Source organism: Nitrospira sp., from assembly GCA_016715825.1.
Taxonomy (GTDB): Bacteria; Nitrospirota; Nitrospiria; order Nitrospirales; family Nitrospiraceae; genus Nitrospira_D.
Map to the genome: position 1 here is coordinate 137,634 of JADJXO010000002.1, position 15,386 is coordinate 153,019.

Annotated in this window: 13 protein-coding genes; 4 read left to right on the forward strand and 9 right to left on the reverse strand. The window is 53.6% G+C overall.

Annotated elements, in window-relative coordinates; all coding sequences use genetic code 11:
- Positions 1-5: 5 nt before the first annotated feature.
- From IPM58_06755 to pyrE, 4 genes are all read left to right on the forward strand, one after another.
- Positions 6-377 (forward strand): hypothetical protein, encoded by a 372-nt coding sequence (locus tag IPM58_06755; protein MBK9306780.1) that lies wholly within the window; start codon positions 6-8, stop codon positions 375-377.
- Positions 378-477: 100 nt separating this feature from the next.
- Positions 478-1,737 carry an FAD-dependent oxidoreductase gene (locus tag IPM58_06760; GenBank protein MBK9306781.1) on the forward strand — a complete coding sequence of 420 codons (1,260 nt, stop codon included), beginning with the start codon at positions 478-480 and terminating at the stop codon, positions 1,735-1,737.
- Between the two features lie 495 nt (positions 1,738-2,232).
- Positions 2,233-2,766: a CbiX/SirB N-terminal domain-containing protein gene (locus IPM58_06765; GenBank protein MBK9306782.1), complete on the forward strand. Its 534-nt coding sequence runs from the start codon at positions 2,233-2,235 to the stop codon at positions 2,764-2,766.
- 75 nt (positions 2,767-2,841) lie between these two features.
- The gene (pyrE, locus tag IPM58_06770; protein MBK9306783.1) at positions 2,842-3,417 is read left to right on the forward strand and encodes an orotate phosphoribosyltransferase; all 576 of its coding nucleotides are present in this window, start codon (positions 2,842-2,844) and stop codon (positions 3,415-3,417) included.
- A gap of 30 nt (positions 3,418-3,447) precedes the next feature.
- Here pyrE and IPM58_06775 read toward each other — a convergent pair whose 3' ends face one another.
- The 9 genes from IPM58_06775 to nuoL all read right to left on the reverse strand — a co-directional run bounded on the left by IPM58_06775 (position 3,448) and on the right by nuoL (position 15,132).
- Positions 3,448-3,756: a hypothetical protein gene (locus IPM58_06775; GenBank protein MBK9306784.1), complete on the reverse strand. Its 309-nt coding sequence runs from the start codon at positions 3,754-3,756 to the stop codon at positions 3,448-3,450.
- Positions 3,757-3,761: 5 nt separating this feature from the next.
- Entirely contained in the window at positions 3,762-4,439 is a 678-nt protein-coding gene (locus IPM58_06780) for a phosphodiester glycosidase family protein (GenBank protein MBK9306785.1), read from the reverse strand.
- Positions 4,440-4,670: 231 nt separating this feature from the next.
- Positions 4,671-6,299 (reverse strand): response regulator, encoded by a 1,629-nt coding sequence (locus IPM58_06785; protein ID MBK9306786.1) that lies wholly within the window; start codon positions 6,297-6,299, stop codon positions 4,671-4,673.
- On the reverse strand, positions 6,296-6,760 hold the full coding sequence (locus IPM58_06790; GenBank protein ID MBK9306787.1) for a response regulator: 465 nt from the start codon (positions 6,758-6,760) through the stop codon (positions 6,296-6,298). The genes IPM58_06785 and IPM58_06790 overlap by 4 nt, the downstream gene beginning before the upstream one ends.
- Entirely contained in the window at positions 6,757-7,710 is a 954-nt protein-coding gene (locus tag IPM58_06795) for a hypothetical protein (GenBank protein ID MBK9306788.1), read from the reverse strand. Before IPM58_06795 ends, IPM58_06790 begins: the two co-directional genes overlap by 4 nt.
- A gap of 649 nt (positions 7,711-8,359) precedes the next feature.
- Complete coding sequence (locus tag IPM58_06800) at positions 8,360-9,856, reverse strand: NADH-quinone oxidoreductase subunit N (GenBank protein ID MBK9306789.1); 1,497 nt, start codon at positions 9,854-9,856, stop codon at positions 8,360-8,362.
- A complete protein-coding gene (locus tag IPM58_06805) occupies positions 9,853-11,562 on the reverse strand; it encodes an NADH-quinone oxidoreductase subunit M (protein MBK9306790.1) in 1,710 nt (569 codons plus the stop codon). The genes IPM58_06800 and IPM58_06805 overlap by 4 nt, the downstream gene beginning before the upstream one ends.
- Positions 11,563-11,571: 9 nt before the next feature.
- The gene (locus IPM58_06810; GenBank protein ID MBK9306791.1) at positions 11,572-13,131 is read right to left on the reverse strand and encodes an NADH-quinone oxidoreductase subunit M; all 1,560 of its coding nucleotides are present in this window, start codon (positions 13,129-13,131) and stop codon (positions 11,572-11,574) included.
- 24 nt (positions 13,132-13,155) lie between these two features.
- Positions 13,156-15,132 carry an NADH-quinone oxidoreductase subunit L gene (gene nuoL / locus IPM58_06815; protein MBK9306792.1) on the reverse strand — a complete coding sequence of 659 codons (1,977 nt, stop codon included), beginning with the start codon at positions 15,130-15,132 and terminating at the stop codon, positions 13,156-13,158.
- Positions 15,133-15,386: the final 254 nt, after the last annotated feature.

The following is a 15,386-nucleotide window of genomic DNA, read 5'->3' on the forward strand; positions in this document are numbered from 1 at the left end:
ACGCAATGCCACATGTTGTTGTAGAAGACGCCGGAGATCTGCAGGGACCCTATCAAGCATTCACGCCGATGATTCACCGAAGCACCAACGAGATTCTCAAAGTTCAGGAATTCTATTTGTCGCGGAGTGGGAAAGATGCCTTGCTGGAGTCCGTAGCGATCGAACAGGGTGCCGCATGCACGTTCTTTGTCCAGCTCAAGTTGCACGAGAACGCGATCACCGTCCGTCTGTTGCCTGCCACAGACCCTGAGAAGACCCACTCGGTCAAGAAGGTGATGGCCCTTGTCGCGGGATTCATCCGAAAGGTGTACCCAGGGAGCCGTTATGGAAAAACCAACTTACAAGAATACCTACTGCTACCGCCTGGCCAGGTATAATCGCAGCTAACCACACTGTAGAGTAGAAGAAAATGGCCATACATATTCCAACAGCAACGCGCCGCCCCACAGCCGCCATCGCCGGAAACGAAACCGCTTTATGAAACCCTCTACTCCACACGTGCACATTATTGGTGCCGGTCTTGCCGGACTGGCCTGTGCACGTCGCCTGATACAATCGGGAATCACTTGCACAGTACTTGAAGCCTCTGACGGTATCGGTGGGCGTGTCCGCACAGACCACGTAGAAGGTTTTCAGCTCGATCGCGGATTCCAGATCTTTCTCACGGGCTATCCGGAAGCGCGCAAGGCGCTGAACTATGCATCGTTGGATCTTAAGCCGTTTCACCCTGGGGTGCTCATTCGGTATGGCGGCCGCTTTCATGTGATGAGCGATCTTTTTCGTCGACCGCAAGACATGCTTCACACTCTGCTCAGTCCTATCGGCTCGTTCGCCGATAAGTTGCGGATGTGGCGTATGCGTCGAGACGCATTGCACCACCACCTCTGCTCTAAGATGGGAGACCCCGGTCGGCCGACCGACGACGTCTTGCGGGCGTATCACTTTTCGGACGCCATGATGGCGCGGTTCTTCTACCCCTTTCTCAGCAGTGTATTTTTGGAGCCAGCGCTGACCACTCCTTGTTGGATTTTTGAACTCGTCTGGGGAGCCTTCTGTCGAGGAGCAACGGCCTTGCCACGAGACGGGATGAGCGCCATCGCACAGCACCTTGCGGATCCATTGCCCGCAGGGTCCGTCAAGCTGAAACAAGCCGTTCAACGCATTCAGGGATCCAAGCTAGTCCTGGAGTCAGGAGAACAGCTCACAGGCGAGGTAGTCGTGATAGCGACAGACGACGTGACTGCAGCTCGCTTACGCGGGGAGCACACCACAAACTCCGCCGCACGGGGTTCGACGACGCTGTATTTCGATGCACCGGCAGCTCCGCAATGCGGGCCATGGTTGATATTGAATGGTGAGGGTCAAGGGTTAGTCCGAACCCTGTGCGTGCTGAGTGAAGCGGCGCCTTCGTACGCACCGGCTGGGCGAGCCTTAATCGCAGTGACAGCCACCGAACAGCTAGAGCCACACGATGATTTTTCAGAAGCGGTGCGGCTGTCGCTTCAATCATGGTTCGGCTCGCAAGTTGACGGGTGGCGTCATCTACGGACCGATCATATCTACCGGGCGCTGCCTTCAATAGATCGGCTCTCGCCTCACAACCAAACGGCCCCCGCCCGCGTGGCCGACGGGCTCTACGTCTGTGGTGATTACCGAGAAAGCGGTACGTTGGACGGGGCGCTGGGCTCGGGCCGGAAAGCAGCTGAGGCGGTCCTCTTGGATTATGCCCAGCTATGAGTAATATTGCCAAGTGTTCCCTCGATCTGCGTCGAGGACATACATGTCGGTCTGGCCAACTTAGGACCGGATCGCCACGCACCTCCGGTAGAGGTTGTTTTTCCTGTGTAACCGGACGTGAGGCTTAATGAGTGGAGGCTTGCGTGACTCACCCGGAGCCCCATAAGGGGTTCGCGTCACATGATCTCCGGGAGAGTGACTCGCCCAGAGGTTACCGTGATCGATCACGAGCAAGACGGGATGGACTTCACAAGGTACCTTGACTAAGAGGAATCGACTATGCGACGAACGATAACCATTAACACAGAACGGCGACACTCCTGACACCGTTCACGGTCAGGATGGTGGGAAACCCACCTACGATCCACCTTAGCCGGACCAGAAACCCATCCTATAACAATTACGGCAACATACGTCGAAAACCACCATCAGCCACGAGATACATAATCGAGACGCGTCGCTACAGCGACGCATTCCCGGAAGGAGGAAATATCCATGAGAGATCGCATGAACGGAGTTGTTCTGGTTGGTCATGGCGGGATCCCGAAGGACTGCCCACAGGATTTGGTGACCCGACTGAAACGATTAGAAGCTCAACGGCGTGCAGCCAAGCAACCGCCATCACCCGAAGAAATGGAACTGGATACAAAGATCCGTCGATGGCCGAGAACGGCAGAAACCGATCCATACGAGGCAGGCCTTCAGGCGGTCGCTGAACGGTTACGATCTCAGCTTGATGGCGTCTTATTCGGCATCGCCTATAATGAGTTCTGCGCTCCCACCTTAGAAGAGGCCGTTGAAGCACTCATCGCACAGGGTGCGACACACATCACCGTGACGACCACGATGTTTACTCCGGGAGGCTCCCATTCTGAAATCGAGATACCGGAAATCCTCGAGCATCTCCGGCCACAACATCCCGAGGTAGAACTCTGCTATGCCTGGCCGTTCGATCTGCAGCTGGTCGCCAGCACGTTGGCAGAGCAAGTCCGTCGCTTCTCCACGGTGATTCTCCACAAGAATCCGTGAAAAGGGATACCAGCCGCCCTCCAGGCAGTGTAGAATGCCGGCCCATACCGGGCCCTGCCAACGGGAGGACGAATCGTGACGGTTCAGGAGCAATTGGCGAAATTATTCCATGAGACGCAGTCTTTTAAATGGGATCGGGATAAAGGATTCAAACTCGCCTCCGGGGAAATCAGCCCATTTTATGTCGATTGTCGGGCCCTTATGGCACATCCGGAGGCACGCCGTCTGGTGGCGCACCTGGCCTATCAAGCCCTGACTGATATTGAATTCGATTGTTTGGGAGGCCTCGAACTCGGAGCCATCCCGATTGCTGTCACCATTTCTGATTTCGCCTGTGCGGCTTCCCCCCAACGTCTTTGGCGAACATTCGTCGTTCGCAAGCAACCCAAAGACCATGGCTTGGGAAAACTCATCGAAGGCAGCGTTCGTCCGACCGATCGAGCACTCATCGTGGATGACGTACTCACAAGCGGTGGGTCACTGCTCAAAGCGGTAGGAGTCGCACGGGAAGCAGGCCTTCAAGTGGATCATGCACTGGTGATTGTGGACCGTCTAGAACAAGATGGGAGGGCACGCGTGGAAAAAGAAAAAGTTCACCTGATCAGTCTCCTGACCATTCACGATCTCATGCGGACGGTGGACCAGGCTTAGCACAACACGATCGCATGTAACCAACTCTCTTCATTTGCACTCAAACTGAATCCCCCATCTCCGTTCTGCCACAAGTTCTTGGGCTCCATCCAGCGGACTGACCACACGAGTTCGTCCTTGCGCTTCTCCCTCCCGAACAATGGAGTAGGACCTGCCGGTGCACTTCTCTTTCATCAGGTCGAGGGCATCCTTTCGAAACGAGGAGAGAACGGGTCCCTGCTCTTCCTTAAACGGATAAATGACCACCCCACCCCTGTCGTGCTGTTGAACGATCTTTGCACCGTCTGCACAGCCTCCGACAGCGAGGTAGACCAGAACTCCAGCAAGCGTGCGCCACATGTTCATCAATCTCTTGGACTTGCCCCAATCACCGTGGGCAGGGGAATATGACTCCCGGTGTTTCCAGCGAACAGGCTCTTCCATGACGTGCGGTCCTCTGTGTCGATGTCCTTCTGCCACAGCGATTCCAGAATCCGAATATCAGAAGAGGACCCTCCATCCATGGCCATCGCTTGGCGCACGCTAGGTAGGACGTCCTTCACACACTGCGCGATGTCGTATAACCTGGCCGCTCCGAGGGTTTTCAAGAGAAGAATGTGTCCGGCCATCGTTTCTGCCACGACTGTTTGATACGCATATTTCCCCGACTCCCGCACGCGAACCCTCCCGGCGTGATCCAGAAGCATGAGGGCTTGTGCGACCTCTCGATAGGGAGGTTGCTCTTCATCGAAGGCCTCCGAATCCAAATCCAGGACTCGCGCCCTTTTCAACCTGGAATCAGATGGCTCCGCAACAAACAATCCCCTCCACGAAGGGTGTCGTCGACTCCCCAGCGAACGCCCGTCCTTATAGAGAAGACCAAGATACGCGAAGTTCTCACGGAACAGCCCTGCATTAAATACGACGTGGTGCCCTGTTCGTTTCTGCCATTGGTCAATCTTGTGAGGTTCCGACAATCCTTCCTGGGCATAATAATGAACGGAGAACTTTATACGTTCAGGGTCCAAATCGACAATCAACATTCTCGGTACGATCGGGCATTGATCCTGGGCCTTCCATACCGACACCCTTATACCGTCGGAAAGCTGTAACCACGAGATGTCTCCGGCTCTGCTCGAAGTGGGGAACGCGCATGCGGCTATCAGCAGATACGTTGCTCCGAACCGACTCCATCGGGACAAATGGTGCCTCTTAAACGCATAGCCTACAGAAAACCAATCACTGAACGATTCTGAGGGTTGTCTATCCATGTATCAAGATTGACGTGGGACTGATGACTGCAGCGACGCCGATCTGTGGTCACCACCCTCTTGACTGGAAGGTTCCAGGTTAAGAACCTCGCGCACCTTTTCTGCCAAGACTTCAGGCGTGAATGGCTTTTGCAGATACAGAGTACCTGGATCACCAGCACCGATCCCGATATCATCCGTGTAGCCCGAGATAAAGAGTACCTTGAGGCCCGGTTTAATCACACGGAGATTCCGAGCAAGTTCCACTCCACTCATGCCCGGCATAACAATGTCGGTGAGCAAGAGCCGGAGCTTCTTGATGTATGGGGTGGCCACAAGGCAAGCCTCCACACCATTTCTTGCTTCCACGATTCGATACCCACACTTGCGGAGTGCTTCGCCAATCAATACGCGAACATTCTCATCATCCTCGACGAGAAGAATCGTTTCGTGCCCCCGTGGTGACGGCATGATTACCTGTCCACTCGCAGCAGTCTCAATCTCGGCCTCCACACGTGGAAGGTAGACATCAAACCGAGTTCCTTCCCCAGTTTGACTGGTCACGTCCAGTCCGCCTCCCCCCTGAGTCACAATGCCAAAGACCGTCGAGAGCCCCAATCCGGTTCCTTTTCCTTCTTCCTTGGTCGTAAAGAAGGGTTCAAACATATGCGCTTGTACTTCTGGAGTCATACCGCAGCCACTGTCGGTGACTGAAAGCCTGACATAGGCTCCTGGTGCTAGCGGACTGATATGGTACAGGGGCGTGCGATCGAGATCTGTTGCAGCCGTTTCTATCGTGAGTTTACCCCCTGTCGGCATGGCATCCCGTGCATTGACCGCGAGATTCATCACAACTTGCTCGAGCAGGGCTGGGTCGGCCTTGACTCTGAGATCATCCGTACTGCCTCTCAACAGAAGTTGAATATCCTCACCAATCAACCTCCGCAGCATGGGTTCGAAGTCAGCCAGGATCCTATTCAGGTTCAGAACCTTAGCCGCAGACGGTTGTTTTCTGCTGAACGCAAGCAACTGGCGAATAAGAATCCTCGCACGATCACCAGCCTTGTGCATCTCCTCAACTCGACCTCTTAGGGGATCCGCAAGGTCCATCTCGCTGAGCAGCACTTGACTTTGGCCCATAATGACAGTGAGTAAATTATTGAAGTCATGAGCCAAGCCTCCCGCGAGGCGACCGACCGCCTCGAGTTTCTGCACCTGTCGGAACTGCGCTCGGCTTTCCGATAGTGCTGCTTCGGCTTGTAATCGCGCTGCACGCTCCTGTTGCTCACGTCGTACGCGTCGCACCGATGGAACCAGGCGATCGAGCTCCGCTTTCGGAATACAATCCGTGGCGCCGCCAGACAGTAGTTCAATCCGTTGGTTTTCCAAAACAGTTGCGGAGACGAAGATAACCGGAACACCAGGAGCCAATCTCCGAGCAAGTCCAAGCGCCATCCGTCCATCGCATTGAGGCAGGCTGAGTTCCGCCAAAATAAGGTCGACGTGGGCGTCCGTGAGCGCCGATGCATAGGCGGCTCGGCTCTCCACCCGGTGTATCACGCAGGGGATCTCTCCACCCGTCAACATCGTCTCAACGCGGTCACCCTCGTGCCGATTCGATTCGAGATGAAGCACTCGTAGCGGAGTTGTCATGAATGGGGTTGAGCGGACCGGAGACCATCAGGAGGGGGCTCGTTAATGACCCCCCAGAACGTTCCCAGTTCTTTCACAGCCGACAAGAATTTGTGAAACTCAACGGGCTTGACCACATAGGCGTTCGCTCCCAACGCATAGCTCTCGGCCAAATCGCGTTCTTCTCGTGACGAAGTCAGCATCACGACCGGAATCGGCCGCAGATTAATATCCGCCTTGATGGTACGCAACACTTCCAGCCCGTTCACCTTTGGCATTTTCAAGTCGAGAAAAATCACGGCGGGGTTGCCCTTCAAACGTGACTTGAACTGCCCCCGGCAGTAGAGATAATCCAAAACCTCAGCCCCGTCATGACAAAGGACGACCTTGTCCGAGATATGTTCCTCCTCCATCGCCGCAAGAGCAAGTTCGGCATCACGTGGATTATCCTCGGCGAGGATGATTGGTTTCACCGCATTCATGGTTCACGACTCCGTGTTGGCAATGCAATAAAGAACGTGGCTCCCTTATCTGGAGCTCCTTCCGCCCAGGTCCGCCCCCCATGGCGATGAACAATCCGGCGCACGTTGGCTAGACCGATTCCGGTTCCTTCGAACTCATCTGCACGGTGAAGCCTCTGGAAGACCCCAAAGAGCTTGGAGGCATATTCCATATCAAAACCCACTCCGTTGTCACGCACAAAAATAACGACTTCGGCTGAGTTTGGACGCTCGACACCGATTTCAATTGACGCCTTTGGCCTGGTGCCGGTGAATTTAATGGCGTTCGTCAGCAAATTGACAAATACCTGTCTCAGCATAGCCGGATCACCATTGACCTCAGGCAATGGGGCGATTGTCCACGATATCTCACGCCCTTGCAAGTCCAGACGCAAATTCGCAAGGACGTTGCTGATCAACTGCTCAAGACTCACACTCGTGTGAAGCATATCTTGTCGGCCCATCCGTGAAAAGACCAACAGATCATCAATGAGCTGACCCATCTGCTTGGCGGCATCGGAGATGGTTTGTAAATACCGCGCACCCTTCTCACTCAGCGACTGCTCGACGGTTTTGCGCAGCAGAGCGGCATACCCATCTATATGCCGAAGAGGCGCTCGTAAATCATGAGACACCGAGTAGCTGAAGGCTTCCAGCTCCTTGTTTGCCGCCTCCAAGAGCTCTCCACGGCGCTGCAGCTCCTCCGCTACCCGCCGTCGCTCCGTAATGTCATGGCGAATGAGATAGTAGACCCATGCCAACAAAACCAGCTGGAGAAAAGCCCCCAGACCCAACAGCACGATCGTATTCTTGGTCCCCTCAGCGGAGTCCGCCATGCGGCGATTCATGGTCTGCCGTTCGTCTGAATCTATATCGGTAATGAGCTGATGAATCGCTCCCAACTCTCGGCGGCCGGCCCCCTCAATCGCCATCTTCTTCACCGCTCGAAACCCACCCCGGTCGAACAGGTCAATGGCCTTGGACTCGGCGTTCAATTGTTTCGTCATCATCCGTTCCAGCACCCCAGCTCGTTGCTCTTGTTCCGTAGAACCGCGTGTCAATTCACGCAGGTAGGTGGCGAATAGCGGTTCTTGTTGTACCACCTTCTTGTAGGACTCAAGATAGGACGTTTCTCCTGTGACCAGATATCGTCGATGGGCATCTTCTGCTTCGTTCATCGCAACATCAATGGTACTGAGAAGTTGGAGCAGATCATGGCTGCGACCATCAAGTCGACTATTGGTCAGCACAATGCTGGTGTTGTGGTATGAAACGGCAGTGATAACAAGGATCCCGACAAACACAAGACTAAAACCCGCCAGTATCCGTTGCTCAATGGTCAGGTTTTGGAACCAGGACACACGACTGTTGCTCGATTTCGTGGAATCTAGACCAATGTCTGAGCGAGGTTCCATGTCCCCTGGTACGAGGGTCGGCGGCTCTGACTGCTGGTGAGGGGCTGATTCCATGGCTGGATGACAAGCCATCACGCCGATGTGATGGTGGTGCGGGATCCGAACATTGCAAGACTTCGCGCTCGGAGCAATTGTAGCAGAACTCTAGATAGGACAAAGCAGAAAACTAACCGCCGACATGAACAGACGAAGGAACCGCTGTAGCAGAAGGAGTCACAAAGTTAGAAAACATCAGCGTGGCATCAACGACCCAATCTGTAAACGGTTGGGGATAGATGCCAATCACCAAAGTCCCTGCCAAGCCAACGTAGATAACAGCCTTCATCGGACCGGAAATCCTAATCGGTGACGGATCAATAGGCTCATTGATGTACATTTGTTTGACCACGATTAAGTAGTAGTACATCGATATGACGATGTTGATGAGCCCGACCGTGATCAAGGCGTAGAGTCCTTCCTTGATCGCCGCAATAAAGATGTAGAGCTTTCCGATAAACCCGGCAAGAGGCGGCACCCCGGCTAACGACAACAAAAACAGCAACATGGCAAACGCCAAAAACGGAGATCGCCGATTGAGACCACGATAATCCTCGATCTCATCCCGTCCGATAGCGTGGCTGACTGCAATGACGACGGCGAACGCTCCGATATTGGCGAAGAGGTAGGCCAGGAGATAAAACAGTATCGCGTCACTTCCCATCTTCGTTCCTGCTGCCAGTCCAATCAGGACATTCCCGATTTGGGCAATCCCGGAGTAGGCCAGGAGGCGTTTGATATTTCGTTGGGCGATCGCCACGATATTTCCATACGTCATCGACACGATCGAGACGGCCACCAATAAGTACACCCACACCGGCTTAAACGAAGCCAGCGCGACGAGGAAAATCCTGAGCAGGATCACCAACGCAGCACCCTTCGGCGCGATGGATAAAAAGGCTGTGACGGGGGTTGGGGCGCCGTGGTACGTGTCCGGTATCCACGAATGGAAGGGAACGGCACCGATCTTAAATCCTAAGGCGGCAAAGATCAGGAGAAATCCAATAATCAAACCTGGGGTCGCCCGTGCGGACGACATCTCAGAAAACACCAGCTGGCCCGTTTCTCCGTATACAAGGCTGATGCCGTAGGCGAACAGCCCCGCGGCAAAGACGCCCAGGATGAAGAACTTCAAGCCAGCCTCATTTGAAGCCATATCCTCTCGTAAATACGAGACCAAGACGTAGAACCCAAGGGTGGAGAACTCTAAACTGACAAAGACTGAAAGGAGATCATTGGCGGACGCCATGAACATCATGCCGATCGCAGACATCACCACAAGGACATAGTATTCTCCACGGAATAAGGTGAACCGATTGACGTATTCCACTGAAGAGAGAATCACAAGAATAGTGGCGCCCAGGACAAAGATCTTGAAGAAAATCGCCATCCGATCCAGCACAAACATGTTGCCAAAGAGCGCACCGGAAACGTGAGCGATGTCAAACCACGCCAAACATCCGAGTGTCAGAACAAGACCCGCTACGCTCAGATACGCCAACTGTTCTTTCGGTAGACGGGGAGATACGAAGTCCACGATGATCACAAGGCAGAGCCAACAGGTAAGGAAGATTTCCGGCACGAGTAGCAGCAGATCCGAGAAGGACAGGTTCAGCGAAAAAATCATTCGCGTCCTCCTCCTGAAATCTGTCGCGGAGTCACTGCCACCTCATCGACGCTGATCGGTGAGGTCAATGGGATCTTCGAGTGACTGACTGCCTGTTGAACACCTTCAGCGCTCCCAGATTGTGCCACAGGGACGACTTCGGTGATCCTCACGACCAACGGATCCACACCAGATCGAACCACGTCATAGAGATGCATCGGGAAAATACCGAATCCTATACTGACCGTGATCATGATGAGCAACGGAAGACGGTCAACCGTCGAAACGGCATCATGTGCATGCCCGTACTTCTGATTCATTGGACCGTAGAACAACCCCCTCATCATTTTAAAGAGGTACGCGAGCGTCAGTACGATGCCCAGCATGGCAACGATGACCTGCAATGGATACTTATTCCAACTCCCAACGATGATCATGATCTCCGCGATAAAATTCACCGTGCCCGGCATGCCAATCGAAGCCATACACCCGACAATAAAACAGGCAGAAATGAACGGCATCTTATTGGACAGTCCACCGAGCGAGGGAATGTCGCGTGTATGGGTTTGATCATAGACCCATCCCGCCATGGCAAAGAGCATACCCGTGGCCATAGCATGGGCAAACATATAGATAACGGCCCCGCTCAGGCTGATGTAGTCGAGAGCTGCCATACCAAGGAAGACATAGCCCATGTGACTGGAACTGGAATAGCCTATGACATACTTGGTGTCTTTGGCGTAAAAGGCAACGAAGCCGCCGTAGATGATGCTGAACATGCAAAGGACAGCGGCAATCGGCATCATTTCTCTGGTGGTTTCCGGAAGGATCTCAAAGGCAACCCTGATAATGGAAAAATGTCCCAGCTTCATGAGAACGCCAGCATGAAGCATGCTCGTGGCAGCCGGCGCAGCCGCGTGGCCGACTGGAGACCAAGAGTGCATGGGCCAGAGTGGAGCAATCGAGGCAAATCCAAAGAAGATCAAGACCCAAATAATCTTGTCGAGTGTCGTGCCCAGAACGGGGATATTCATGAGGTTTGCGTGTTCACGCAGCACCAAGATATCAAAGGTGTTGAGGCCGGAATATTTATAGATCAGCAAAAGGCCCATTAACGCAGCCACCGCAAACGCAGACAGAAAAAGCACTAATTTCATCGCTGCGTATTCTTTGCTGTTGGAGCCGAAATTAAAAATATAGCCGACGGAATCCCTCAGCTTCATTCCTTCGGAATCGGTCATTTCGAGGTACTTCTTCGTGTGACTTCCCCACATACCCAGCAGCAAGTACATCGGGATCACGGACATTTCATAGAAGAAGTAGAGGAAAAACAGATCCAGAGACATAAAGACGCCGATCGTGGCAGCCGCTAGAATCAGCAACCAAATATAGAACTCTTTCGTCCGATCTTTGATATGCCACGACACGAAAATCCCAGCGAACAACAGAATCGTCGAGGCCAACACCAGCGGGGTTCCGATCCCATCGACACCGAGGTGCAAGGAAATGCCGAGCTGTCGGGACCATTCCATTTTCTGGATAAACTGAAATCCCCCCTTCACCGGATCATAGGCGTAGAAGAGATAGATCGACGCGATTAAGGAGACGAACGCGGAACCCGCCGCAATGCTACGGACAAGTAGAGGTTGTCGATTCGAAACAAAGATCAACCCTAACGCTCCCAGAAATGGAGCGAAAAGGATATAGAGCAGTACGTACTCTCCCATGACCGGAACCTACTTCCCCTGTTGAGCGTGAGGACCGCTAATCGCCGCCGACTGATCGTAGTGAAGCCGGTCGACAAGCGCTTGAACCGAACCGTTCATGATTCGTAGAAACGGAGATGGATAGAGCCCGATCCAAAGAATCATGACAGACAATGAGACCGCAATGACCATCTCCCGAAGTTGCAAATCGTTCATGGTGGCTCTCACCGCTGCCCCGACCGGTCCAAGCATGGATCGTTCGTAGTACCACAAGAAATATGCAGCCCCGAAAATCACTCCTAGGACGGCCACGGCGCCAAACCACCATTTGGCCTCAAACGCCCCAAGAAGGATAAGAAACTCTCCGACAAAGCCGTTTGTCCCTGGGAGTCCGATGGATGCCAGACCAATGATCAGAAAAAACGTGGCGAGCAACGGTACTTGCCTAGCCATTCCACCAAAGGCCGACAATTGTGTCGTCTGTTGGCGCGAGTACAAAAATCCCGCGATAAAAAACAATCCGGCCGTACTGAACCCCAAATTGATCATGGTCAGCAAACTGCCCTGCAGACCTTGATAGTTCAAGGCGAACAGCCCCACCACCACAAAGCCTAAGTGACTCACACTGCTGTAGGCGAGGAGACGTCTCAAATCGGCCTGTACCAAGGCCATCCAGGCTCCATAGAGAATGGCACACAGCCCAAGGACCACTAAGATGGAGACAACGGTTTCACTTTTCGACGCGTCCGGGAGCAGTGGGATGCTGAAGCGCATAAAGCCGAAGGTCCCCAGCTTGAGACCGGCCAACACCACGGACATACCGATTGGCCCCTCTAAAAGAGCATCAGGCAACCACGTGTGAAATGGAAAGACTGGTGCCTTGAACGCAAATCCCAAAAACATCAGCCAAAAGATCACTAGCTGTTGACTCATGGGAATAGGCACACTCAAAAGGTCGAGAAAATCAAATGAGTATGCCTGATCAGCATGATGCAATGAGGCCCACTGATGAAAATTAAGATTCAGCAGAGCGATGCCGACCAGCATGAAGACGCTGCCCAACAGCGTATAGAGGACGAACTTCAACGCGGCGTAATGACGTTCAGCTCCGCCGCCCCACAACTTAATCATGAAATAACTGGGGATCAGCATCAGTTCCCAGAACACGAAGAATAGGATCAAATCCAACGACACGAACACACCCATCGTCGTTGTCTCGAGCGCCAACAAGCACATCATGTACAATTTGACCTGATGCCGAATCGTATCCCATGAGTAGACTACGACCAGAACCGTCAGAAACGCCGTGAGACCGACGAACAGGACGCTAATTCCATCCACAGCCACGTGATAGCTGATACCCAGTGCAGGGATCCATGGCACGCGCTCCGTGAACTGCATGGCGGCCGACTCCGGTACAAAGCGAAGCAGGACAAATATACAAAGAGCAAGCTCCACAAGGGCGATGGTGAGGGCCGCACTCCTGACCGTATCCTCGTCTTCAATCACCCACAGGATAGTGGCCCCGACCAGAGGGAGAAAGAGGATGCAGGACAAAATTGGGAACCCAGCCGTGAGCTCTTCGAGCATAATGATAGCCTGTGTGCCGCTGACCTACATCTGAACGACTAGCTGAACAACCACCGCCAGGAGAAAAAGACCCGCAACAATGATGGCCGCATAGTGGTGAACCATGCCACTCTGCATTTTTCGTCCTTCGCGAGCTGCCAGATGGTTGCCATATCCAATGACATTCAACCCGGCATAGACAATGTACTTCTCAATCCACGTTGACCCAGCGGCGCCCCAATCGGCGAGTCGACCTACCGCGCGCACCACACCGTCGATGACGGTGCGATCAAACCAGTACAATGCCATACCGAGGCGTTTCGTCGGCTCGACGAACAGCAGGTCATACAACTCATCGACATAGTATTTGTTCAAGAGCGTTCGATACATCCCCGAAAACTTCTCCGCCCAATTGTCTGCAGTGACCGGACTTACCGCATACAGGAAATGGGCGAGTCCCCAGCCGATCACGGCAATGGCGACCGCCAGACCCATTAACAGAAATACCAGCCCTGTGCTGGCCTCATGTTCTTCCGCAACTCCGACAACCGGAGCCAAAAATCCATGCAGCCACCCATGTTCCGGAGGAAACCCGAGGGCTAATCCGCCCACTCCGGATAGAAAGGCCAGCACCATCAAAGGTGCGACCATGACCATGGGCGACTCATGCACGTGCTCTTCCGCATGGTGATCCATCCTCGAAGAGCCATAGAACGTGAGGTACGTGAGCCGAAACATGTAAAACGATGTCATCAATGCACCAATCGCGGCCATGGTATAGAGGAGGTAGTGATGATTCATGAAGGCGTGGGCCATGATTTCATCCTTGCTCCAGAATCCAGCTAGAGGAGGCAACCCAGCGATGGCGATCGTACCAATCAGGAAGACACGATAGGTCCAGGGAATACGCTTGCTTAGCCCACCCATCTTCCGAATATCCTGTTCCCCGGATAGTGCGTGAATGACAGATCCCGCAGCCAAAAATAGCAACGCCTTAAAGAACGCGTGGGTCATGACATGAAATACCGCTGCGGTGTAGGCACCAACCCCGCAACCCAGGAACATGTATCCCAGCTGGCTCACAGTGGAATAGGCCAACACGCGCTTGATATCGGTTTGGACGAGTCCGATGGTCGCGGCAAACAATGCGGTGCCACCACCTACCAACGCCACCACGGACATGGCAACGGGAGAAAGATCAAAAATCACGTGGTTCCGCACGATCATATACACACCCGCCGTTACCATGGTAGCCGCATGAATGAGGGCGCTGACCGGTGTTGGACCTTCCATCGCATCGGGCAACCACGTGTGAAGAGGCAATTGCGCCGACTTGCCTACGGCTCCCACTAATAGGCATAAGGCAATCGCTGTGGCCATCTCCGGAGACAGTTGGCCGACCTGCGCAAAGACCTTGGTATAGTCCAGGGTACGGAAGTTGACGAACACTAAGAAGATGGCGACCAGAAAACCTGCATCCCCGATTCGGTTGACGACAAATGCTTTCGTCGCAGCTTTCGCGGCGGAGACCTTGTCATAGTAATAGCCGATCAACAGATAGGAACAGAGCCCTACCCCCTCCCACCCGATGAAGAGCACCAAATAGTTGTTCCCCATGACGAGCAGGAGCATGGAGACCATGAACAAATTCATATACGTGAAGAATCGTGTAAACCCGGCTTCCCCATGCATGTATCCGACGGAATAGACGTGGATCAGAAAACCTACACCGGTGACGACCAGCAACCAGGCACAGGTTAACGGATCCACCAGATAGGCAAGACTGACTGTCAGATCCCCCCCAAAAATCCATTGGTAAGCGATCACTTCGTGCGTCGTTCCAGTCCGCAATACATCCGTGAATACTGCCAGCGTGCAGAGAAACGACAGCCCGACCGATCCCCATGCGAGCCGATGGGCCATATCACGGGAATAACGACTCCCGAGCAGGCCGTTCAAAACGACTGCGGTCAACGGGAAAATCGGTATCAGTTTAATCAGCAAATCGGTGAGGTTCGACACGATATCCTATAGTTCTCCGTATCTTATGTCAGGGAATCATTCCCCAGATGGCCAATCACCTTGGAATCCTATGGGCGGGAATGACACACCGCGTAGGGAGCCCTCTGTTCTTCAACGATATCCCGCTACAGTAGTGTCCCAACGTTTTTGTCGTCATGAGATGAAACACCTTAATTGGCTTGATGTTCGAAGTTTCTCAACCTGGTGCCGACTTCAATCGCGCACCGAAATGCATGCTTAATCGAATCAATCAC